This is a genomic window from Streptomyces orinoci, assembly GCF_003121295.1.
Lineage (GTDB): Bacteria > Actinomycetota > Actinomycetes > Streptomycetales > Streptomycetaceae > Streptomyces > Streptomyces orinoci.
Genome location: NZ_PHNC01000035.1, coordinates 1 through 21,503, shown reverse-complemented (window position 1 = coordinate 21,503; position 21,503 = coordinate 1). Strand labels below are relative to the sequence as shown.

Annotated in this window: 21 protein-coding genes; 16 read left to right on the top strand and 5 right to left on the bottom strand. The window is 72.7% G+C overall.

All coding sequences use genetic code 11. The features are described 5' to 3' along the window. Positions 1-44: 44 nt before the first annotated feature. The 5 genes from CV755_RS31410 (at position 45) to CV755_RS31390 (ending at position 7,014) form a co-directional block, all read left to right on the top strand. Positions 45-1,487 (top strand): MFS transporter, encoded by a 1,443-nt coding sequence (locus CV755_RS31410; RefSeq protein ID WP_109283983.1) that lies wholly within the window; start codon positions 45-47, stop codon positions 1,485-1,487. 19 nt (positions 1,488-1,506) lie between these two features. After that, a complete protein-coding gene (locus CV755_RS31405; RefSeq protein WP_109283980.1) occupies positions 1,507-2,742 on the top strand; it encodes an arginine deiminase in 1,236 nt (411 codons plus the stop codon). A gap of 45 nt (positions 2,743-2,787) precedes the next feature. Continuing rightward, the gene (gene argF / locus CV755_RS31400; protein ID WP_109283977.1) at positions 2,788-3,792 is read left to right on the top strand and encodes an ornithine carbamoyltransferase; all 1,005 of its coding nucleotides are present in this window, start codon (positions 2,788-2,790) and stop codon (positions 3,790-3,792) included. 139 nt (positions 3,793-3,931) lie between these two features. Further along, on the top strand, positions 3,932-4,759 hold the full coding sequence (locus CV755_RS31395; protein ID WP_109284307.1) for an enoyl-CoA hydratase family protein: 828 nt from the start codon (positions 3,932-3,934) through the stop codon (positions 4,757-4,759). Positions 4,760-4,761: 2 nt separating this feature from the next. After that, positions 4,762-7,014 carry a bifunctional salicylyl-CoA 5-hydroxylase/oxidoreductase gene (locus CV755_RS31390; RefSeq protein WP_109283974.1) on the top strand — a complete coding sequence of 751 codons (2,253 nt, stop codon included), beginning with the start codon at positions 4,762-4,764 and terminating at the stop codon, positions 7,012-7,014. A 226-nt stretch (positions 7,015-7,240) separates the two neighbouring features. On the opposite strand, the gene CV755_RS31385 is transcribed toward CV755_RS31390, so the two are convergent. Further along, on the bottom strand, positions 7,241-8,074 hold the full coding sequence (locus CV755_RS31385) for a PaaX family transcriptional regulator (protein ID WP_241561516.1): 834 nt from the start codon (positions 8,072-8,074) through the stop codon (positions 7,241-7,243). Further along, positions 8,067-9,677, bottom strand: a complete 1,611-nt coding sequence (locus tag CV755_RS31380; RefSeq protein ID WP_109283969.1) for an AMP-binding protein — start codon at positions 9,675-9,677, stop codon at positions 8,067-8,069. Before CV755_RS31380 ends, CV755_RS31385 begins: the two co-directional genes overlap by 8 nt. A 138-nt stretch (positions 9,678-9,815) precedes the next feature. On the opposite strand from CV755_RS31380, the gene CV755_RS31375 reads away from it, so the two are divergent. Beyond that, the gene (locus CV755_RS31375) at positions 9,816-10,955 is read left to right on the top strand and encodes an acyl-CoA dehydrogenase family protein (RefSeq protein ID WP_109283966.1); all 1,140 of its coding nucleotides are present in this window, start codon (positions 9,816-9,818) and stop codon (positions 10,953-10,955) included. Further along, entirely contained in the window at positions 10,952-11,353 is a 402-nt protein-coding gene (locus CV755_RS31370; protein ID WP_109283963.1) for a RidA family protein, read from the top strand. Before CV755_RS31375 ends, CV755_RS31370 begins: the two co-directional genes overlap by 4 nt. Positions 11,354-11,427: 74 nt before the next feature. Here the strand turns inward: CV755_RS31370 and CV755_RS31365 are convergent, their stop codons facing one another. Further along, positions 11,428-12,789: an aminotransferase-like domain-containing protein gene (locus CV755_RS31365; protein ID WP_241561515.1), complete on the bottom strand. Its 1,362-nt coding sequence runs from the start codon at positions 12,787-12,789 to the stop codon at positions 11,428-11,430. A 68-nt stretch (positions 12,790-12,857) separates the two neighbouring features. Between CV755_RS31365 and CV755_RS31360 the strand changes: the two genes are divergently transcribed. From CV755_RS31360 to CV755_RS36435, 4 genes are all read left to right on the top strand, one after another. After that, on the top strand, positions 12,858-14,240 hold the full coding sequence (locus tag CV755_RS31360; protein WP_109283958.1) for a pyridoxal phosphate-dependent decarboxylase family protein: 1,383 nt from the start codon (positions 12,858-12,860) through the stop codon (positions 14,238-14,240). 247 nt (positions 14,241-14,487) lie between these two features. Next, entirely contained in the window at positions 14,488-15,066 is a 579-nt protein-coding gene (locus CV755_RS31355; protein ID WP_109283955.1) for a hemerythrin domain-containing protein, read from the top strand. A 31-nt stretch (positions 15,067-15,097) separates the two neighbouring features. After that, the gene (locus CV755_RS36440) at positions 15,098-15,427 is read left to right on the top strand and encodes a DUF2071 domain-containing protein (RefSeq protein ID WP_338323724.1); all 330 of its coding nucleotides are present in this window, start codon (positions 15,098-15,100) and stop codon (positions 15,425-15,427) included. Then, positions 15,367-15,552 carry a DUF2071 domain-containing protein gene (locus tag CV755_RS36435; RefSeq protein WP_241561514.1) on the top strand — a complete coding sequence of 62 codons (186 nt, stop codon included), beginning with the start codon at positions 15,367-15,369 and terminating at the stop codon, positions 15,550-15,552. Before CV755_RS36440 ends, CV755_RS36435 begins: the two co-directional genes overlap by 61 nt. Positions 15,553-15,574: 22 nt before the next feature. Here the strand turns inward: CV755_RS36435 and CV755_RS31345 are convergent, their stop codons facing one another. Together CV755_RS31345 and CV755_RS31340 are read right to left on the bottom strand one after the other, a co-directional pair. After that, positions 15,575-15,985: a hypothetical protein gene (locus tag CV755_RS31345; protein WP_241561513.1), complete on the bottom strand. Its 411-nt coding sequence runs from the start codon at positions 15,983-15,985 to the stop codon at positions 15,575-15,577. 95 nt (positions 15,986-16,080) lie between these two features. After that, positions 16,081-16,464: an STAS domain-containing protein gene (locus tag CV755_RS31340; RefSeq protein ID WP_109283952.1), complete on the bottom strand. Its 384-nt coding sequence runs from the start codon at positions 16,462-16,464 to the stop codon at positions 16,081-16,083. Positions 16,465-16,629: 165 nt separating this feature from the next. Here CV755_RS31340 and CV755_RS31335 point away from each other — a divergent pair, with 165 nt between their 5' ends. The 5 genes from CV755_RS31335 to CV755_RS31315 all read left to right on the top strand — a co-directional run. Next, complete coding sequence (locus CV755_RS31335) at positions 16,630-17,091, top strand: J domain-containing protein (RefSeq protein ID WP_241561512.1); 462 nt, start codon at positions 16,630-16,632, stop codon at positions 17,089-17,091. Between the two features lie 48 nt (positions 17,092-17,139). Beyond that, a complete protein-coding gene (gene dnaK / locus CV755_RS31330) occupies positions 17,140-19,005 on the top strand; it encodes a molecular chaperone DnaK (RefSeq protein WP_109283947.1) in 1,866 nt (621 codons plus the stop codon). A 20-nt stretch (positions 19,006-19,025) separates the two neighbouring features. Next, positions 19,026-19,421: a DUF2267 domain-containing protein gene (locus CV755_RS31325; protein ID WP_109283944.1), complete on the top strand. Its 396-nt coding sequence runs from the start codon at positions 19,026-19,028 to the stop codon at positions 19,419-19,421. Positions 19,422-19,529: 108 nt separating this feature from the next. Beyond that, entirely contained in the window at positions 19,530-20,189 is a 660-nt protein-coding gene (locus CV755_RS31320; protein WP_109283942.1) for a winged helix-turn-helix domain-containing protein, read from the top strand. Further along, positions 20,189-21,503 (top strand): sensor histidine kinase (locus CV755_RS31315; RefSeq protein ID WP_109283939.1); only part of this gene is annotated, 1,315 nt, incomplete at its 3' end. The genes CV755_RS31320 and CV755_RS31315, both read left to right, overlap by 1 nt.

The following is a 21,503-nucleotide window of genomic DNA, read 5'->3' as shown; positions in this document are numbered from 1 at the left end:
ACTGCCACTCGTGGCCGCCGGACGCCCACCACGATGCTGTGGACATGACGATCTCCACCGACCTCGCCGCCCCGCCGGGGCGGGACTCGGCGCCTGCCGCCGCCCCCGCCCCGGATCCGCGCCGCTGGCTGGTCCTCGCCGTGGCCTCCGCCGCCCAGTTCCTGGCCGTGCTGGACGCCATCGCGGTCAATATCGCCTTCCCGATGATCGGCCGGGAGTACCGTTCGGCCCCCACCGCCGAGCTGTCCTGGGTGCTCAACGCCTATACCGTGATCCTGGCCGCGCTGCTGATCCCGGCGGGCCGGGTGGCCGATGCGACCGGGCGGCGCCGCTCCTTCCTGCTCGGCCTGGCCCTCTTCGGCCTGGCCTCGGCGGGCTGTGCCGCCGCCCCGGGGCTGGCGGGCCTGATCGCCGCCCGGGTGGTGCAGGGCGTGGGCGCGGCCGTACTGGTGCCCACCTCGCTCTCCCTGGCGCTGCCCGCCTTCCCGGACCGGGAACGGCCCACGGCGGTGGGGGTGTGGACCGCGGTGAGCGCGCTGGCGGCCGGTTCCGGACCGGTGCTCGGCGGTCTGCTGGCCGCCCATGACTGGCGCTGGATCTTCCTGATCAATGTGCCGGTGGTGCTGGCGGCCCTGGTGGCGGGGGTGCGGCTGCTGCCCCGTACCGCCCCCGGAAGGAGCGGAGCCGCGACCCGCCGGTCCCTCGACCCGGCCGGGACGGTCCTGGTCTTCGCCGCCATCGCCTGCCTGGTCACCGCCTTCGCCGAGGCCCAGGACCTCGGCTATGGCTCTCCGGCCACCCTGGGCCTGGCGGCCGCCGGAGTGCTGGCGGCCGGGCTGTGCGCGGCCCATGTCCGGCGGGCCGCCGCCCCCGTGGTGGATCCCGCGCTGTTCGCCACCCGTGGCTTCACCGCCGCCGGTCTGGGGCTGCTGAGCTACTTTCTGGCCTATGGCGCCATGACGCTGGCGGCGACCCAGCTGTTCACCGGCGTCTGGCACTACTCCATCCAGGACGCGGGCCTGGCCCTGGCGCCCTGGCCCGGCACGGTGCTGCTGGTCTCGGTCTGCTCCGGCCGCATCGTCCGGGCCCTGGGGGAGCGCGGCGCCGCCTTGCTGGGCGCGCTGGCCTTCCTGGCCGCCCCGCTGTGGTGGCTGTGCGCCGTGGGCGGCCGGTCGCACTACCCGGCCGCCTTCCTGCCCGGCCTGGTGTGCGCCGGGGTGGGCACCGGGCTGTACCAGTCGGTGATGTTCGCCGCCGCCGGGCGGCTGCCGGAGGACCGGATGTCCAGCGGCTCCGGTGTGCTGATGGTCTCCCGGCAGGGCGGCACCGCTCTCGGCGTGGCGGTTCTGGTCGCCCTGGGCGGCGGTGCCCACCACCCGGCCCTGGGCTCCCTGCGCCATGGCTGGCTGGTCGCGGCCGCCGGCTCCGCCCTGGCCGTGGTGGCCGCGCTGGCCTTCGGCCCGCGTACACGGGGTGATCACGGGTGATCCGGGTGAGGATGGGGGGATGGGATTCCATGTCGATTCCGAGGCCGGGCGGCTGCGCCGAGTCATCCTGCACCGCCCCGACCTGGAGCTGAAGCGGCTCACGCCGTCCAACAAGGACGCTCTTCTCTTCGACGATGTGCTCTGGGTGCGCCGCGCCCGCGCCGAGCACGACGGCTTCGCCGATGTGCTGCGCGAGCGCGGGGTGGAGGTGCATCTGTTCCGGGACCTGCTGGCGCAGACCCTGGAGGTTCCCGAAGCCCGTTCGATGGTGCTTGGGCGGATCTTCTACGAGCGGGAGTACGGGCCGCTGGCCACCGGCCATATCCGGGCGGCCTTCGAGGCCATGCCCGCCGGGGAACTGGCCGACTGGCTGATCGGGGGCATGACCAAGCGGGAGTTCCTGGAACGGCACCCGGAACCGGTCTCGGTCCGCTTCCATGTGATGGACCTGGACGACTTCCTGCTCGATCCGCTGCCCAACCACCTGTTCACCAGGGACACCTCGGCCTGGATATATGACGGGGTGTGCGTCAACGCCATGCGCTGGCCCGCCCGTTGGCATGAGACCGCGCATTATGAGGCGGTCTACCGGCATCATCCGCTGTTCGCCGGCGGTGACTTCCGGGTGTGGTCGGAGGGGCAGGCCGCCTATCCCTCCACCATCGAGGGCGGTGACGTCCTGGTCATCGGGCAGGGCGCGGTGCTGATCGGGATGAGTGAACGGACCACCCCGCAGGCGGTGGAGATGCTGGCCCACCGGCTGTTCGCGGCCGGCTCGGCCCGCACCATCGTGGCCCTGGACATGCCCAAGGGGCGGGCCTTTATGCACCTGGACACGGTGATGACCATGGTGGACGGGGACACCTTCACCCAGTACGCCGGACTGGGCATGCTCCGCTCCTACACCATCGAACCGGGCGTCGGCGAACGGGAGTTGAAGGTCACCGACCATCCGCCGGAGCATATGCACCGCGCCATCGCGGCCGCCCTGGGGCTGGATTCCATCCGGGTGCTCACCGCCCGCCAGGATGTCCACGCCGCCGAACGCGAGCAGTGGGACGACGGCTGCAATGTGCTGGCCATCGAGCCCGGAGTGGTGGTCGCCTATGAGCGCAACGTCACCACCAACACCTTTCTGCGCAAGAACGGCATCGAGGTGATCACCATCCCCGGCAGCGAACTGGGCCGGGGCAGGGGAGGGCCGCGCTGTATGAGCTGTCCGGTGGAGCGGGACCCCGTGCCCGGGAGTGCATAATATTGCCAATTATTGCATAGGAATAAAACCAGGGAGTCCATCGTCATGGTCACAGACCGACTCAAGGGCCGGCATCTGCTGAAGGAAACGGACCTGACCGCCGAGGAGTTCCACGGCCTCATCGAGCTCGCGGCCGAGCTCAAGGCCGCCAAGCAGGCGGGCACCGAGCAGCCCCGGCTCCAGGGCCGCAATATCGCCCTGGTCTTCGAGAAGACCTCCACCCGCACCCGCTGCGCCTTCGAGGTCGCCGCCGCCGACCAGGGCGCGCGCACCACCTATCTGGACCCCGCCGGGTCCCAGGTGGGCCACAAGGAGTCGGTCAAGGACACCGCCCGGGTGCTCGGCCGGATGTTTGACGCCATCCAGTACCGCGGCCATGGCCAGTCGGTGGTGGAGGAACTGGCCGCCCATGCCGGGGTCCCGGTCTTCAACGGCCTCACCGATGAATGGCACCCCACCCAGATGCTGGCCGATGTGCTCACCATGACCGAGCACACCGCCAAGCCCCTGGAGCATGTCGGCCTCGCCTACCTCGGCGACGCCCGCTACAACATGGGCAACTCCTACCTGGTCACCGGGGCGTTGCTGGGCATGGATGTACGCATCGTGGCCCCCGAGGAACTCTGGCCCGCCGCCGAGGTGGTGGCCCAGGCCCAGCGCCTGGCCCGGTGGAGCGGCGCCCGGATCACCCTCACCGCCGATGTCCAGCAGGGCGTAGCGGGCGCCGACTTCGTGGCCACCGATGTCTGGGTGTCCATGGGTGAGCCCAAGGAGGTCTGGGACGCCCGGATCGCCCTGCTGGCCCCATACGCGGTGACCATGGACGTCCTGCGGGCCACCGGCAACCCGGCGGTGAAGTTCCTGCACTGCCTGCCCGCCTTCCATGACCTGGGCACCTCGGTGGCCCGGGAGGTCCATGAACGCCATGGCCTGACCTCCCTGGAGGTCACCGACGAGGTCTTCGAATCGCTGCACTCGGTGGTCTGGGACGAGGCCGAGAACCGGATGCACACCATCAAGGCCCTGCTGGTGGCGACCCTCTCCCGCTGAGCCCACGGACCCGGAGCCGTAACGGGCGTCCCCCTCCGCCGAGTTGGCTTCTATGTCGCCCTCGTGACGGCGGTCACGATGCGGTGATAACTTCGCCGGGCAGGCACCAGCCCTCGCCCGGCTGAAGGAGGCCATGCTCATGAGCCCGTTCACCGGCTCCGCGTCCACCACCGAGGAATGGCGGCACCTGCGCCTGACCCTCGACTCCGGGGTGGCCACCGTCACCCTGGCCCGCCCCGGAAAACTCAACGCTCTTACCTTCGGCGCCTATGCCGACCTGCGCGACCTGCTGCCCGAACTCGCCCGCGACGGCTCGGTACGTGCCCTGGTGCTCGGCGGCGAGGGGCGCGGCTTCTGCTCCGGCGGTGATGTGGACGAGATCATCGGCGCCACCCTGGCCATGGACACCGGCCGGCTGCTGGACTTCAACCGGATGACCGGACAGGTCGTCCGGGCGCTGCGCGAATGCCCCTTCCCGGTGATCGCCGCCGTCCATGGTGTGGCGGCCGGGGCGGGCGCGGTGCTGGCCCTGGCCGCCGACTTCCGGATCGCCGACCCCACCACCCGCTTCGCCTTCCTCTTCACCCGGGTCGGCCTCTCCGGCGGCGATATGGGGGCCGCCTATCTGCTGCCCCGGGTGGTCGGCCTGGGCCATGCCACCCGGCTGCTGATGCTCGGCGAGACCGTAAGGGCCGCCGAGGCCGAACGCATCGGCCTCATCAGCCAGTTGACGGAGGAGGGCGAGGTGCCCGCCGCCGCCCTGGCACTGGCCCGCCGGCTCGCCGAGGGCCCCGCGCTCGCCCACGCCCAGACCAAGGCCCTGCTCACCGCCGAACTCGATATGCCCCTGGGCGCGGCCATCGAACTGGACGCGGCCACCCAGGCCCTGCTGATGAACAGCGCCGACTACGCCGAGTTCCACGCCGCCTTCACCGGCGGGCGGCCGCCCCGCTGGCGGGGACGGTGACCATGACCCCGGCGGCCCCGCGCATCGCGGTCATCGGCGGCGGACCCGGCGGCCTCTACGCCGCCGCCCTGCTCAAACGCCGGGCCCCCCGAAGGGAGATCACCCTCTGGGAGCGCAACGCCCCCGAGGACACCTTCGGCTTCGGAGTGGTGTTCTCCGACGACACCCTGGGCGGCATCGAGACCGCCGATCCCGAGGTCCATGCCGAGCTGCGCAAGGAGTTTGTCCACTGGGACCATATCGATGTGGTCCACCGGGGGCGCCGGCTGCGCTCCGGCGGCCATGGCTTCGCCGCCGTCGGCCGCCGCACCCTGCTGTCCGTCCTCCACCGGCGCTGCCGGGAACTGGGCGTCACCCTGCGCTTTCGCACCGAGGCCCCGCCCGCAGCCCAACTGGCCCGGGAACACGACCTGGTGATAGCCGCCGATGGAGTGCACAGCGCCACCCGCCAGGCCCACCGCTCGCACTTCCGCCCCAGCCTCACCACCCATCGCTGCCGCTATATCTGGCTGGCCGCCGACTTCGCCTTCGATGCCTTCCGCTTCGAGATCGCCGAGACCCCCTATGGCGTGATGCAACTCCACGGCTACCCCTACCAGTCCGGGGCCAGCACGGTCATCGTGGAGATGCGGGAGGAGGTCTGGCGGCGGGCCGGACTGGACCGCTGCGACGAGGCCGGAACACTGCGCCACTGCGCCGCCCACTTCGCCGGGGCGCTTCAGGGCCGTCCGCTGCGGGCCAACCGCTCGGCCTGGACGGCGTTCCGGACCGTGGTCAACGAGCGCTGGTCCTACGGCCGTACGGTGCTGCTGGGCGACGCCGCGCACACCGCGCACTTCTCCATCGGCTCCGGCACCAAGCTGGCGGTCGAGGACGCCCTGGCGCTGGCCGGGCAACTGGACGGCGCCAGGGATGTGCCGGCGGCGCTCGCGGCGTACGAGGCCGAGCGGCGCCCGGTGGTGGAGTCCACCCAGCGGGCCGCCCGGGCCAGCCTGGAGTGGTTCGAGGACCTCGCCGACCGCACCGGCCAGCCACCGCACCGGTTCGCCTTCAACCTGCTCACCCGCAGCCGCCGGGTCACCCATGACAACCTGCGGCTGCGCGACGCCCGGTTTGTGGCCGCGGTGGAGGCCGAGGCCGGGATCCCGCCGGGCACCCCGCCCATGTTCACCCCCTTCCGGCTGCGCGGGCTGACCCTGCGCAACCGGGTGGTGGTCTCCCCGATGGACATGTACTCGGCCGTGGACGGCACCCCGGGCGACTTCCACCTGGTGCACCTGGGGGCGAGGGCGCTGGGCGGGGCCGGGCTGGTGATGACCGAGATGGTCTGCGTCAGCGCCCAGGGGCGGATCACTCCCGGCTGTGCGGGTCTGTACACCGCGGAACACGAGGCCGCCTGGCGGCGGATCACCGACTTCGTCCACGGCCGGGCGCCGGGGACCGCCCTCGGCATCCAGCTGGGCCACAGCGGGCGCAAGGGCTCCACCCGGCTGATGTGGGAGGGCATCGACCAGCCCCTGCCGCAGGGCAACTGGCCGCTGGTCGCCCCCTCGCCGCTGCCCTATCTGCCCGGCGTCAGCCAGGTGCCGCACGCGGCTTCGGCGGCTGAACTACGTGATATCCGCGAGCAGTTCGTGTCCTCGGCGCGGGCGGCGGCGCGGGCCGGATTCGATCTGCTGGAGCTGCACTGCGCCCATGGCTATCTGCTCTCCTCCTTCCTCTCCCCGCTCACCAATCACCGGACTGATGCGTATGGCGGTGATCTCGGGGGACGGCTGGCCTATCCGCTGGAGGTCTTCGACGCGGTACGGGCCGTCTGGCCGGCGGACCGGCCGATGACGGTGCGGATCTCCGCCACGGACTGGGCGGACGGGGGGACCACGGCCGAGGACGCCCTGGCCATCGCCGGTGCGTTCGCGGCGCATGGCGCGGATGCGATCGATGTCTCCACGGGGCAGGTGGTGCCTTTTGAGCGCCCGGCGTTCGGGCGCTCCTTCCAGACGCCGTTCGCGGAGCGGATCCGGCTTGGGGTGGGTGTACCGGTGATCGCGGTCGGTGCGATCTCGTCCTGGGACGACGTCAACTCGCTTGTCCTGGCGGGGCGTACGGATTTGTGCGCGCTGGCTCGGCCGCATCTCTATGATCCGCACTGGACCTTGCACGCGGCTGCGGAGCAGGGGTATGAGGGGGTGGGGGCGCCTTGGCCTCCGCCCTACCGAGCGGGGAGCCGGAGGCCGCCTACGGGGCGGGGGTAGCGGTGTCGTTTGGCCGCGGGCCGGGTGTGGCTGGTCGCGCAGTTCCTCGCGCTCCTGAGGGGGCGCTGCGTTGTGGGCAGTCGTTCCGCAGGGCGGAACGGGTGGGCACAACGCCCACCGGGCCGCACCCGGCCACGAAACGGCGTCTGCCCGATGCCCCTGGTCGTTAGGCCGCAGGCTGTGCGTGGCTGGTCGCACAGTTCCTCGCGCTCCTGAGGGGGCGCCCTTAGGCGAGTTGGGCGGTGACATGGCGTTCGCTCGCGTTGCGCAGGCGCGCGTGGAGCGCGGCGAAGACGCGGGCGGAGCGGGCGCCCGGCCAGTGGTCCGGGAGCAGAGCCGGGGGCAGGCCGGGATCGGCGTAAGGGACGCGGCGCCAGGCGTCCAGGGCCAGCAGATAGTCGCGGTAGGCCACTTCCGCCGGTTCCGGCCGGCGCCGCGCCCAGCCGCGCAGCACCGGCTCATGAGCCGACAGAAACGCCTGGTGCAGGGCGGCCAGCGCGGGCAGGTCCCACCAGCGGGCCACCGATTCCGCGGTGGGCTCGAACCCCAGATGGCGGCCGCGGAAGAGATCGACATAGCCGCCCAGCCGCAGCCGGTCCAGCGTGTGCCGGGTCTCGTCATAGAGGTGCGCGGGTGCGATCCACACCCCCGGTGCCGCCGTTCCAAAGCCCAGCCGGGACAGCCGGGAGCGCAGCAAGTGCCGCTTGTGCCGCTCGTGTTCGGGCACCGAGAACACGGCCAGCAGCCAGCCGTGCCCCGGCCGTGGCGTGGGGCGGTGGTAGATGCGCCGGTCCCCGTCGGCCACCAACTGCCGGGCCGCGTCGGACAGTCCGTACCCGGCGGCGCCATTGGCGGCGCGCCCGGCGACCAGCAGCCCCCGGCGCTTGAGCCGGGAGACGGCCGAGCGCACCGAGGGGGAGTCCACACCCACCGCGCCCAGCAGCCGGATCAGGGCGGCGATGGGCACCGGGCCGGGGAGCGCGCGGCCATAGGCGCCGTAGAAGGTGAAGATCAGGGAACGGGGGGTGTGCGGCGGGGACGGGGGGTGGTGGTCAGTCACGGGGCCACTGTAAAGGGCCCGGACGCAGCCGGAATCGCTGCAACTTGCCGGTGGCGGTACGCGGCAGGGAGTCATGGAACTCGATCTTGCGAGGCACCTTGTAAGGGGCGATCTCCTTTGTGGTGAACTCGCGTATCTCCTCGGCGGTACGCCGGTTACGGGGCACCGAGTCCCGTAGCACCAGATGGGCCACCACCACCATGCCACGGCGCTCGTCCGGCTCCCCGGTCACCGCCGCCTCCAGCACATCCGGGTGGCGCAGCAGGGCCTCCTCCACCTCGGGCCCGGCGATATTGTGCCCGGCCGAGACGATCATGTCGTCCGCACGGGCCACATAGCGGAAGTAGCCCTCGGCGTCCCGGACATAGGTGTCCCCGGTGATGTTCCAGCCGTCCCGGACGTACTCGCGCTGCCGCTCGTCGGCGAGGTAGCGGCAGCCCACGGGGCCGCGTACCGCCAGCAGTCCCGGCTGTCCGTCCGCAACCGGCCGTCCGTCCGGGCCGATCACCCTCGCCTGGAACCCCGGGACCGGCAGGCCGGTGGTGCCGGGGCGGATGGCCTCGTCCGCGGCGGAGACAAAGATGTGCAACAGCTCGGTGGCGCCTATGCCGTTGATCAGGCGCAGTCCGGTCGCCCGCCGCCATGCCTCCCAGAGCGGGGCGGGCAGATGCTCGCCCGCCGAGACACAGCGGCGCAGCGAGGACAGATCGTATGCGGCCGCCTGTTCCAGCATGGCTCGGTAGGCGGTGGGCGCGGTGAACAGCACGGAGATCCGGTGCCGTTGGATGTCGGCGAGCAGCCGGTCCGGTCCGCCCCAGTCGGCCAGCAGGGCCGAGGCACCGGCCCGCAGCGGGAAGACCAGCAGGCCGCCGAGGCCGAAGGTGAAGCCCAGCGGGGGACTGCCCGCGAAGATGTCCTCGGGGCGCGGCCGCAGGACATGGGCCGAGAAGGTGTCGGCGATGGCCAGCACATCCCGGTGGAAGTGCATACATCCCTTGGGGCGTCCGGTGGTTCCCGAGGTGAAGGCGATCAGGGCGATGTCATCGGCGGAGGTGGCGACCGGGGTGTGGGCGGCGGGTCCGGCCGAGGCTCGGCGCAGCAGGTCGTGTTCGGTGTCCGCGCCGAAGACCGTCAACTCCAGGGCGGGCACCGCAGCCTTGGCCAGGTCCTCGGTGGACCGGACGTCACAGAGGGCGTGCCGGATCCGGGCCAGCCGGCAGATGGCGGCGAGTTCATGGGCCCGCTGCCCGGCCGGTACGGTGACGGCCACCGCGCCCGCCAGCATTACCGCCAGCCAGCAGGCGGCCAGTTCGGGGGAGTTGGGGCCGCGCAGCAGCACCCGGTTGCCGGGTACGACTCCCAGGTCCTCGGTGAGGGTACGGGCGATCTGCCCGGCGCGCAGCCGCAGTTCGCCGTACGGCCAGTGGCGGCCCTGCCGGTCCAGGAGGGCGGTCCGCCCGTCGGGAGCGGAACGCAGCAGTTCCGCACCGCAGTTGAGGCGCCGGGGGTAGCCGGGGAGCGGGCACAGCTCGGGCCACTGTTCGGCGGGCGGGAGATGGTCACGCGCAAAGGTGTCGACATGCGCCGACGGCATAAGCTCCATGGCGGGCCTCGCGCCGGGATGAGATGGGAGGAGCGGGGGTCTTGCCAGCCGTACGGATGCGCTGCCAGCGTAGCGAGTCGGTGACGGCAGTCAACACGCCGCGATAGCGACGGTGATAGCGCAGAGGAGGACTTGCCGGTGGCTCCCGCGTTCGCCCTGGATCCGCGGCAGCGCCGCTGGACGAGGGAACTGCGCCAACTGGCCGTGGAGCGGCTGCGTCCGCTGACCGGGTCGGCCCCGCCGGGCCGGGTCAACCGGCCGCTGGTGGGCGCACTCGGTGAACTCGGCCTGCTCGCCCGGGTGTTCCCGGCCGGTGGCCGGGCAGCGGCCATGGACCTCTGTCTGCTGCGGGAGTCCCTGGCCCAGGAGTGCACCGAGGCCGAGACGGCCCTGGCGCTCCAGGGGCTGGGTGCCCATCCACTGGTACTGGCGGGCACCCCGGCCCAGCGGGCGCACTGGCTGGCCCGGGTGACGGAGGGACGCGCGGTGATCGCCTTCGCGCTGAGCGAGGCGGGGGCGGGCTCGGACGCGGCCGCGCTGGCGCTGCGGGCCGAACCGGCTGGGGAGGGCTGGGTGTTGCGGGGCGGCAAGACCTGGATCTCCAACGCTCCGGACGCGGATGTCTACACCGTCTTCGCGCGCACCGGCCCCGCGGCCGGGGCGCGCGGGATCACCGCCTTTCTGGTCCCGGCGGACCGCCCCGGGCTGTCCGGCCGCCCGCTGGCCATGCTGGCCCCGCATCCGATCGGCGCGCTGAGCTTCGACGGGGTGCCGGTGGGGCCGGAGGATGTCATCGGCGAGGTGGGCGGCGGCTTCGCCCTGGCCATGCGGACCCTGGAGCTGTTCCGGCCCAGCGTGGGCGCGTTCGCGGTGGGCATGGCCCGGGCGGCGCTGCGGGCGGCGGTGGCCCATGCGGGGCAACGCCGGGCCTTCGGTGGCACTTTGGCGGATCTGCAGGCGGTCTCCCACCAGCTGGCCGAGATGGCCACCCGTACCGAGGCCGCGGCGCTGCTGGTGTACGCGGCGGCGGAGGCGTATGACGCGGGGGAGCGCGGAGGGGCCGGCTCCCCGGCCGGCGCCCGGTCGGCGATGGCCAAGCTGTTCGCCACCGAGACGGCGCAGTTTGTGGTGGATGCGGCCGTGCAGATCCATGGGGCGTGTGCTTTGGAGCGGGGGCATCCGCTGGAGCATCTCTATCGCGAGGTGCGGGCCACCCGGATCTATGAGGGGGCGACGGAAGTGCAGCGCACCGTTATCGCACGGGAGTTGTACCGATGAGCGTGGAACGGCTCAATCCGCCGGAGCTGGCGCCGCCGCGCGGGTTCAGTCACGCGGTGACCGCCGTCGGCGGCCGGCTGGTCTTTCTGGCCGGCCAGACCGCGCTCGACGGGGCGGGCGCGCTGGTCGAGGGCGGGCTGGTGGAGCAGTTCCGCCAGGCCCTGTCCAATCTGCTGACCGCTTTGCGGGGGGCGGGCGGGGAGGCGGGGGTGCTGGTGCGGGTGACCGTCTATACGACCGATGTCGCGGAGTACCGGGCCCGTACGGGGGAGTTGGGCGCGGTGTGGCGCGAGTTGGCGGGGCGTGAGTATCCGGCGATGGCGCTGATCGGCGTGAGCAGGTTGTGGGATGAGGGGGCTTTGGTGGAGCTGGATGGGATTGCGGTGGTGGGTGGGTAGGTTGGTGTTCGGGTGCGGGGATGGCCGGTCGCGCAGTTCCCCGCGCCCCTAGATGGGGCGTACCCGGCGATGCCTCAAGGGGTGCCGGTGCAGGACTGGCTGAGGATTTCCGCGGTGCGGTCGAGCGCTTCGGGGGGCGGGGTGAACGGCACCCTCAGGTACCGGGTCAGGGTGGCGTCGGCCGCGAAGTGTGGGCCGGGGGAGAGGTGGAGGCCCGCCGCGCGGGCGCGTTCGGTGACGGATTCCGCGTGGGCCGTGGTGAGTCCGAGCCATAGGGCCGGCCCGCCCGGCGGCACGGCGAACTGCCAGCGGTCGTCGCCCCGCAACAGCTTGACCAGATGGTCGCGCTGCCGGCGCAGCCCCGTACGGCGCCGCTGAACCACCGGGCCGGGATCGGTCAGCAGCTCCACGGCCGTCAACTGCTGGAGGGGCGCCGCCGACAGCGGGGCGCACAGGGGGTTGCCGCTGAGTTCCGCGACCAGCGCCGCGGAGGCGCGGATCCAGCCGACCCGCAGACCGCTCCAAATCGCCTTGCCCGCCGAACCGATGAGCACCGAGCGGGGAATCCGGGGCGGCGGCAGCGGATCGTCGCGCAGGTCGAGATCGCGCATGGTCTCGTCCACGATCAGGGTGATGCCATGCCGGGCGGCGAGCCCGGCGACGGTGCGGCGGTCGGCGGGGGTCATCAGCGCGCCGGTGGGGTTCTGGAAGTCGGGGACCAGGTAGGCGAGTTGGCCCGGGGAGGCGGCGAAGGCGGCGGCCAGCTGGTCCAGATCCCAGCCCCGGGTGGTGACCCGGCAGCCGGTGAGCCGGGCCCCGGCTCCGCGCAGCAGGGACAGGGCGTCGAAATAGGTGGGGATCTCCACCACGGCGGTCCGGGGCCGCAGTTGGGCGCAGAGCAGGGCCAGCGCGGGCCGGGCCCCGGAGGTGACCAGGATCTGTTCGGGGCGGGTGGGCAGCCCCTCCCCGGTGTACCGGCCGGCGATCAGGGACCGCAGCTCGGGCAGGCCGGGCCCGGTGTCCCCGGCCTCGGCCAGCAGTGGCCCGGCCCGTTCCACCGCCCGCGCGGTGGCCGCCAGATAGGCCGCCCGCGGCGCGGCCGGTACCGCACGGCGCAGATCGAGCGTGCCGGCCTCCCCGCCGGCCGACAGGGGCGCGATCCGCTCGGCCGCCGAGGGCGGCAGCCGCAGAACGCTGGCGCTGCCATGCCGGGTGAGCACCCAGCCGTCCTCGCGCAGCAGGCTCAGCGCCGCCGTCACCGTGCCCCGGCTCACCCCCAGGGCGCCGGCCATCCGCCGCTCGGCGGGCAGCGCGCTCCCGCCGCGTACCCGGCCGTCCAGCACCGCGCCCCGTAGCGCCGCGGCCAGCGCCGTGGCCAGCGGAACATCCGGGCGGCGCCAGTCGCCGAGCGCTCTGGCCAGCTGTTCGTCCCCCACTCGCACTGGTCCACTTTCTCATGACTGGACCAGGCGGCCCGGCCGCCCCCCGGCCTAGCCTTCCCGCCATGCACCCTCAACTCGCCTCCGACCTGGCCCGCTTGTCGCCCCTGCTGGAACTCACCCGGCAGCGGGCCGCGGCCTTCCTGGACACCCTCCCCGACCGGCCCGTGGTCCCCCCGGCACCGGCCCCCGGGCCCGTACCGCTGCCCGAGCACGGGGCGGGGCTCCAGGCGGCGCTGGAGGAGTTCGGCGCACGCTGGGAGCCCGCCCTCTCGGCCGGTGCCGGGCCGCGCTACCTGGGGTTTGTCACCGGCGGCGCCACCCCCGCCGCCCTGGCGGGAGACTGGCTGACCGCGGCCGCCGACCAGAACTCCAACTCCTCGCTGGACGGCGCGGGCCAGCACCTGGAGCGGGAGACGGTGGACTGGCTGCGCGAGCTCTTCGGCCTCTCCGGCCGGCACCGGGGCACCTTTGTCAGCGGCGCCACCATGTCCAACACGGTGGGTCTGGCCATCGCCCGGGAATGGCTGGGGGAGCGGCTGGGCGTCTCGGTCGCCGAGGACGGGGCGGCCGCCCTGGGCCGGGTACGGGTGCTGTCCGGCAGCGCGCACTCCAGTGTGGCCAAGGCGCTCTCCGTCCTGGGCCTGGGCCGGTCGGCCCTGGTCGCGGTGCCAACTCTCCCTGGACGCGAGGCGGTTGACCCCGCCGCCCTGGCGGAGGCGCTGCGCGCGGCGGACGGCCCCTGTGTGGTGGTGGCCAACGCGGGCACCGTCAACACCGCCGACTTCGACGATCTGCGGGCCATCGCCGCGCTGCGCGAGCGCCATGACTTCTGGCTGCATGTGGACGGCGCCTTCGGCGCCTTCGCCGCGCTCTCCCCGGACCACGCCCACCTGGTGGACGGCCTGGATCTGGCCGACTCGGTCTGTATCGACCTGCACAAGTGGCTCAATGTGCCCTATGACAGTGCCGTGCAGTTCACCCGGCGCCAGGACCTGCAGTCCACGGTGTTCCGCAATGCCGCCGCCTATCTGGGCCCGCTGGGCGACGATCCCGACCTGGTCCATCTGACCCCGGAGAACTCCCACCGGCTGCGGGCGCTGGCCGCCTGGTTCACCCTGCGCGCCTATGGCCGCGACGGCCACCGGGAGATCGTGGAGCGCTGTGTGGCCGGGGCGCAGGCCCTGGGCCGGGCCATCGAGGACACCGAGGGCCTGCGGCTGCTCGCCCCGGTCCGGCTGAATGTGGTCTGTTTCGGCATGGACGGGGACCCCTCGGCCGACCGACTGGCCCGGCTGGCCCAGGAGTTGGCCGGGGAGGTCTTCTTCACCCCCACCGTCCACGCCGGAGTGCCCGCGCTGCGGGCCGCGTTCAGCAACTGGCGCACCACCGCCGAGGACGTCCAGCGGATCGTCAGCGCGCTGCGCGGGGCGGCGCGCCGGTACTGACGCCAACAGCGCCGGTCCGACCGCCCGCGTACCCGGCCGGACCCGGCTGACTCCCGCTCCTCGGCATCCCCTCCGGGCCGCCGCCCGGCATCCGGAAGGTCGGCGTTCACAACTGGTCTCGTTCATGGCCGGTCTTGTTCACGGCTGGTCTCTTCGAGTCGCCGCCGCGGCGGCGCGGTGGCAGGGTCGGTTCCGGTTGGTTGTGGGTGACGGACACAGCCGGGACAGCCGAAGCGGAGGAGTGGCCATGACCGAGCAGGCCCAGCAGGGACCGGGCGATGACGTGGTGCTGCTGTTGAAGGAGCAGCATGTGCGGATCCGGCAGCTGTTCCATGACGTACGGGCGGCGAGCGGGGACCAGCGGCGGGAGGCGTTCCGGGAGCTGGTGCGGATGCTGGCCGTTCATGAGACGGCGGAGGAGGAGGTGGTGCATCCCTCGGCCCGGCAGGCGCTCGGAGAGACCGGCGATCAGGTGGTGGACGCCCGGCTGGAGGAGGAGCGGCAGGCCAAGGAGGTCCTCAGCCGGCTGGACGGTATGGACATCGACGATCCGGAGTTCACCGCCTTGTTCACCACGCTTGAGCAGTCGGTTCTCCAGCATGCCGAGGCCGAGGAGCGTATGGAGTTCGAGCAGTTGCGGGCGAATGTCCCGCCCGGGCGGCTGGCGGCGATGGCCAAGGCCGTGAAGGCCGCCGAGGCGATGGCCCCCACCCATCCGCACCCGGGGGTGGAGTCCAGGGCGAAGAATGTGATGCTCGGGCCCATCGCCTCGGTGATGGACCGCACCCGGGACGTCGTCCGCAAGGCCATGGGCAAGGAAGGCTGACGCGGCGACGCCGCCGGCGCAGGAGCCCACGGTGGTGTCCCGCACCGCGGAGCAGCGGGTCCGCCTGCCGCTGCTCAAGGCGCGGTGGCTGACCCAGAGCTTTGTTCACTGGCCGTATGAGCCGGCGGCCGTGCAACGGCTGCTGCCCCGCGGTGTGACGGCCGGCACCCATGACGGTGCGGCCTGGGTCGGACTGACCCCGTTCGCCATGACGGCCGTGCGCCCGGCCGGCCTGCCGCCGACGCCATACGCCTTCCCCGAGACAGCCATGGGCCCGCGGGCACCCTGTGGGAGACTCCCGTGGCGCACGAGCCCTGGCCGCTGCGGCACGCCACCATCGCGGAGCTGCGCGAGACGCTGACGGCGGCCGCGGGGCTGCCGCCCCCGTCCGGCCCGCCGCTCGCCCACTTCTCACCGGGGGTCCGGCAGGTCCGGCTGGCCGTACCGCGCCCCGTGGGGCGGATCCCGTCAGGCCGTCGCGTATGACGTCCTGTCGCGGCCGTGCGCCTCAGCCGGCCGCTTGGCCATGCGAACCCGTGGGCTTGCGTGTGGCGCGCCACCAGGCGGTGAGCCAGCCGATCTCCATCGCCGCGTCCAGCAGATAGGTGGGGCGGATGCGCCGCCGGGGCACATAGCAGAGGTCAACCGCCAGATAGGTCAGGGCCGCTCCCACCCCGATGCGCCGGGCCTGGGCCAGGCCCTCGGCCGTGGCCGGGGCGCGCAGCAGACTCCAGCCGCTGGAGGCGAACAGGCCGGCGCTCGCCTTCTGCAGCCACTCGTCGTGCTTGGGCCCGAAGACCCAGGCGAAGCTCCGCAGGTGCAGCAGCGGCCATCCCCCGCCCACCAGGTTGAAGACGCCCTGGGCACGGGCGACCCACAGGGCGGCCGGCGTCCCGGCGGGCATCTCAGCCGGCGGCATGGGGGCTCCGTTCAGGCCTCGGGAGCGGGCGGACCCGAGACGGGTACCCCAACCCGGACATGGCTATCACCGGGTTCCCACGGCGGGTTCGGTGATCACCCCACCGCATCGCTCATCCGGTCGTCGTGTGCGGCCCGGGGCGCTGCCAGGGCGGCGCCCAGCGCGGGATAGACGGGCAGGGCCCGGGCCAGTCCGCTGCTGTGCAGCAGCCGCTCGACCCGCCCTTCGGGGCACACCAGGCGCAGTTCCCCCTGGTCCTCGTCCAGCAGGGTGTGGACGGACTTCAGGGCGGCGAGGCCACCGGGTTCGGCCTGGGTCAGCTCGGACAGATCCACGATCAGGTTGAGCAGATGCCGGTGCCTGGCGGTGACGGTGGCCACGAAGTCACGCAGTTCCCGGCCGGTGCCGGAGTCCAGAGTCCCCCTGAGCTCCATCACGGCCCAGCCGCTCTCCCAGTGCGAGGCGAGGAACAGAGCCATGGCTCCTCACTCCTGCCGCTCGGCGCCTGCCGTGGGCCGCCCCGCCCGCGCGGTCCTTCCGGGGGTGCGGCGGCCCACGGCCCTCTGGCAACCCCTATACCTCTTCTGGCCAAACCTTGACAAGACAAGGCTCAGGTTTTATTTCAGGTCTGTAGGCAAGCACGGGTGAATCCGCAGCTCACAGCAGGCGAGGAGGTGGCCGGGATGCGGGCGCCCAACCAGGGAGCGGACCTGTACGCGGTGCTGGGGGCGGAGCCCTCGGCGACGGCCGAGGCGATCACCTCCGCCTTCCGTGCCCGGGTGTGGGAACTGCGCCCCGACACCCGAGTGGACGCGGCGACCGCCGAGCGGTTCGGCGAGGTGCGGGCGGCGTACCGGACGCTCCATGACCCCGTCCTGCGCGCCGCCTACGACCGGACGTACGACCGGATGTACGACCGGACGTACCAGCGGGCGGCCGAGCCGGCACCCGGCCGGGGGCCCGTCCTGGCGCGGACGGCCGGGCCCGCGTGCCGGTACGTCCTGGTGACCTGGGTCGTCGTGCCGGGGGCCGCCGTGACCTGGGCCGCCGGCCCCGAGCCGCCGCTGCGCGCCGGTCCCGTCCGGTGGGAGCGGACAGCCCGGTGAGGCCACGGCCAAGGACGTAAGGCGGAGCATCCATGAGGAGGGAATCCGATGGCGCGCTCGGTCGGTATCGACCTCGGTACGACGAACTCGGTGGTCTCGGTCCTGGAGGGAGGCGAGCCCACCGTCATCACCAATACGGAAGGCGCACGGACCACCCCGTCGGTCGTGGCCTTCGCCAAGAACGGCGAGGTACTGGTCGGCGAGGTCGCCAAGCGGCAGGCCGTGACCAACGTGGAACGCACCGCGCGTTCGGTCAAACGGCAGATGGGCGACCACAGCTGGCGGTTCCCGGAGCACGGCGGCATCGACGGCAAGCGCTATACCGCGCAGGAGATCTCCGCCCGCGTGGTGCAGAAGCTGAAGCGGGACGCGGAGTCCTATCTGGGCGAGGACGTCACCGACGCGGTGATCACCGTGCCCGCCTACTTCGACGACGCCCAGCGGCAGGCGACCAAGGAGGCCGGTGAGATCGCCGGCCTGAATGTGCTGCGGATCATCAACGAGCCGACGGCCGCCGCGCTGGCCTACGGCCTGGACAAGGAGAACGACCAGACCGTTCTCGTCTTCGACCTGGGCGGCGGTACCTACGATGTGTCGCTGCTGGAGATGGGCGAGGGCGTCATCGAGGTGAAGGCCACCAACGGTGACACACATCTGGGCGGTGACGACTGGGACCAGCGGATCGTCGATCACCTGGTCAAGCAGTTCAAGAACCACTACGGCGTGGACCTCGCCAAGGACAAGATGGCCGTGCAGCGGCTGCGCGAGGCGGCGGAGAAGGCCAAGATCGAGCTGTCCTCCTCGTCCGAGACCACCATCAATCTGCCGTACATCACCGCCTCCGCCGAGGGCCCGCTGCACCTGGACGAGAAGCTCACCCGCGCCCAGTTCCAGCAGCTGACCGCCGATCTGCTGGAGCGGTGCAAGGCGCCGTTCCACAACGCGATCAAGGATGCCGGGAGCAAGGTGTCCGACATCGACCATGTCGTCCTGGTCGGCGGCTCCACCCGGATGCCCGCGGTGACCGAGCTGGTGAAGGAGCTGACCGGCAAGGAGCCGCACAGGGGCGTCAACCCGGACGAGGTGGTGGCCGTGGGCGCCGGCCTGCAGGCCGGCGTGCTCAAGGGCGAGGTCAAGGATGTGCTGCTGCTCGATGTCACCCCGCTGTCGCTGGGCATCGAGACCAAGGGCGGCATCATGACCAGGCTGATCGAGCGCAACACCACGATCCCGACCCGCCGTTCGGAGATCTTCACCACCGCCGAGGACAACCAGCCGTCGGTGACCATCCAGGTCTACCAGGGCGAGCGCGACACCGCGGCCTACAACAAGAAGCTCGGTATGTTCGAACTGACCGGCATCGCTCCGGCGCCGCGCGGGGTGCCGCAGATCGAGGTCGCCTTCGACATCGACGCCAACGGCATCATGCATGTCTCGGCCAAGGACCTGGGCACCGGCAAGGAACAGAAGATGACGGTGACCGGTGGCTCCGCGCTGCCCAAGGACGACATCGACCGTATGGTCCGCGAGGCCGAGCAGCACGCCGAGGACGACCGCCGGCGGCGGGAGGCGGCGGAGACCCGCAACCAGGGCGAGCAGCTCGTCTATCGGACCGAGAAGCTCCTGAAGGACAACGCGGACAGCATCCCGGCGGACGCCAGGTCCGAGACGGAGGCCGCGCTGGCCGACCTGAAGGAGCGGCTCAAGGACGACAGCGCGGACACGGCGGCGGTCCGGCAGGCCATCGACCGCACCGCGCAGGCCGCGCAGAGGACCGGCACGGCGCTGTACGAGAAGGCACGGGCCGGGCAGCCCACCGGTGCGTCCACGGGCGGTGGTCCGGCCGCCGGCCCGTCCGAGGACGAGGTGGTGGACGCCGAGATCGTCGATGACGACAAGCCGCCGGCCGGCTGACCGCGATTACGGAGGACGTCATGCGGATGCACTGGGACGCGTTCCTCGCCGCCGTCGGGGAACGCGGCGAATACCCGTCGAAGCAGGAGGCGGAACGAGCCGCCCGGGTCGTGCTGGCCCTGCTGGGGGCACATCTGGTGGGCGAGGTGCGCGCCGAGCTGGCCGCCCGGCTGCCCGAGACACTGGCGCTCGTCCTGCTCAACCCGCTCCAGGCGCATGAACCCCTGCCGCCCGAGCGGTTCATCCGGGCGACCGCCGCCTGGATCGAAGGCGCCACCGACAAGACCGCCACCTGGGACGTCAGCGCGGTGCTCAGCGTGGTGGCCGATATCGCGGGCGAGGAGCTGATGCAGCGCATCCTGTTCCAGCTTCCGCCGGGTTACGACCTGCTGTTCGGGCGCCCCCAGCCAGGCTGACCGGCCCCCTGCCGGTGACCCCGCGTCATACCGCCGTCGGGCGAGCCGGATGACCGGCGGGGCCGGTGCCGGGCCGGCCCCGCCGGACCATCCGTACGCTTGACCGATATGCGCGTACTGATCCTGGAGGACGATCCCGAGCTCGGCCCCGTGCTGGCCGGCGGACTGCGGGAGGCCGGCTTCGCCGCCGACCTCGCCACCACCCTGGCCGACGCCGACCTCAAGCTGGCCGTCAACGGCTATGACTGCGTGGTGGCCGACCGGGCCGTGCCCGACGGCGACGCCCTGGAACTGGTCACCGCGCTGCGCGCGAGCGGATCCACCCTGCCGGTCCTGCTGCTCACCGCACTGGACTCGATCGGCGACCGGGTGGCCGGATTCGACCATGGCGCCGACGACTACCTGGTCAAACCCTTCGCCTTCGCCGAGCTCGCCGCCCGGGTGCGCACCCTGTGCCGGCGCGGCCAGAGCACCCGCCCGGCCCTGCTGCACGCCCGGGACCTCCAGATGGATCTGCCCCGGCGCCGGGTGCGCCGGTCCGGCACCCTGCTCTCCCTCACCGCGAAGGAGTTCGCGGTGCTGGAGGTACTGATGCTGCGGGCCGGCGAGGTGGTCACCCGCAGCGAGCTGATCGAACGGTGCTGGGACGAGGCCGGGGAACCCATGTCCAATGTGGTCGATGTGCTCATCGGCCAGCTGCGCCGCCGGCTGGGCGAGCCACAGCCGATAGAGACCGTACGCGGCGCCGGCTACCGCCTGCTCGACTGATGCCCGCGCCCGCCCCGACCGCCCCCCGCACCCCCGCCCGGCTGCGCCGCGCCCGCCGGGTGACCACCGCGCTGTTCGCCGCCGTGACCACCGGCTGCCTGGTCGCCCTCGCGGCCTTCGCCGCCCAGCTGGACGCCGGCTCCCGCGCCGCCGCCCTGGACCATGAGGCCGACATCCGGGCGGTCGGGCTCTCCCGCGCCGTCTGGTCCACCGCCGGCCAGGTGCACCTGGAACCCCTGCGGGAGGACGAACTCACCCAGGGCACCGCCGCGTTCGCCGTCCTCAAGGCACCGGCCGCACCCGGCGGCACCGTACGCGTGGTCACCCGCTCCGGCGCCGCCCTCCCGGCACCGGAGCGGCTGGACGCGCTGTGGAAGCGGCTGGTCACCGACGAGGAAACCGTGGTCAGGTTCAGCGCACCCGCCGGCGACGGCCGCACCCTGCGCTGGGCCGCCTCCCCGGTCTGGGACCGCCGTATCGACGCCGCCGTCCTGGTGGGGGTGGACCCGGCCCGGCAGCAGCGCGCCCACCGGACCCTGGTTCACCGGCTCGCCCTGGGCTGCACCGCCCTGATCGTCCTGGCCGCCGCCGTCGGTCACCTGGTCTCCCGCCGGGCCATGCGCCCCGCGCTGCGCGGCCTGGAGCAGCAGGAGCAGTTCCTCGCCGAGGCCGCCCATGAGCTGCGCACCCCGCTGGCCACCCTGCGCCTGGTGCTGGAACAGGGCACCGGCCCCCAGCGGGCCCCCGCCGCCGTGGACACCGCACTCGGCCTGACCGACCGGCTGGGCCGCCTGGTCACCGGACTGCTGGCCAGGGCCCGGGTGGAGGCCGGACTGCGCGAGGTGGAGCTCACCCCGCTCCGCCTGGACCAGGTGGTGGAGCTCACCATCGATGAGCTCCCGGACCGCGCCGCCGTCACCGTCAGCACCCGGCCCGCCGTGGTGCGCGGCGACCCCGAACTGCTCTCCCAGGCGGTACGCAACCTGGTGGAGAACGCCCTGCGGCATGGCGGCGGATCCCCCGGGCAACCGGTGGCGGTCACGGTCGCACCCGGGCTGGTCACCGTCCGCGACCATGGCCCCGGAGTGCCGCGAGCGGACCGGGAGAAGGTCTTCCGCCGGGGCGTCGGCGCGGGCCCGCACACCGGCACCGGCACCGGCCTGGCCATCGTCCGCTGGGTCGCGCAGCTGCACGGCGGCACCGCCCGCCTGCTGGACGCGCCCGGCGGCGGACTGCTCGCCGAACTCCGGCTGCCCCGGGAATCCCCGCCCGCCGCCACCGCCTCATCGTCATCTCATCAAGGGGCCAGCACAG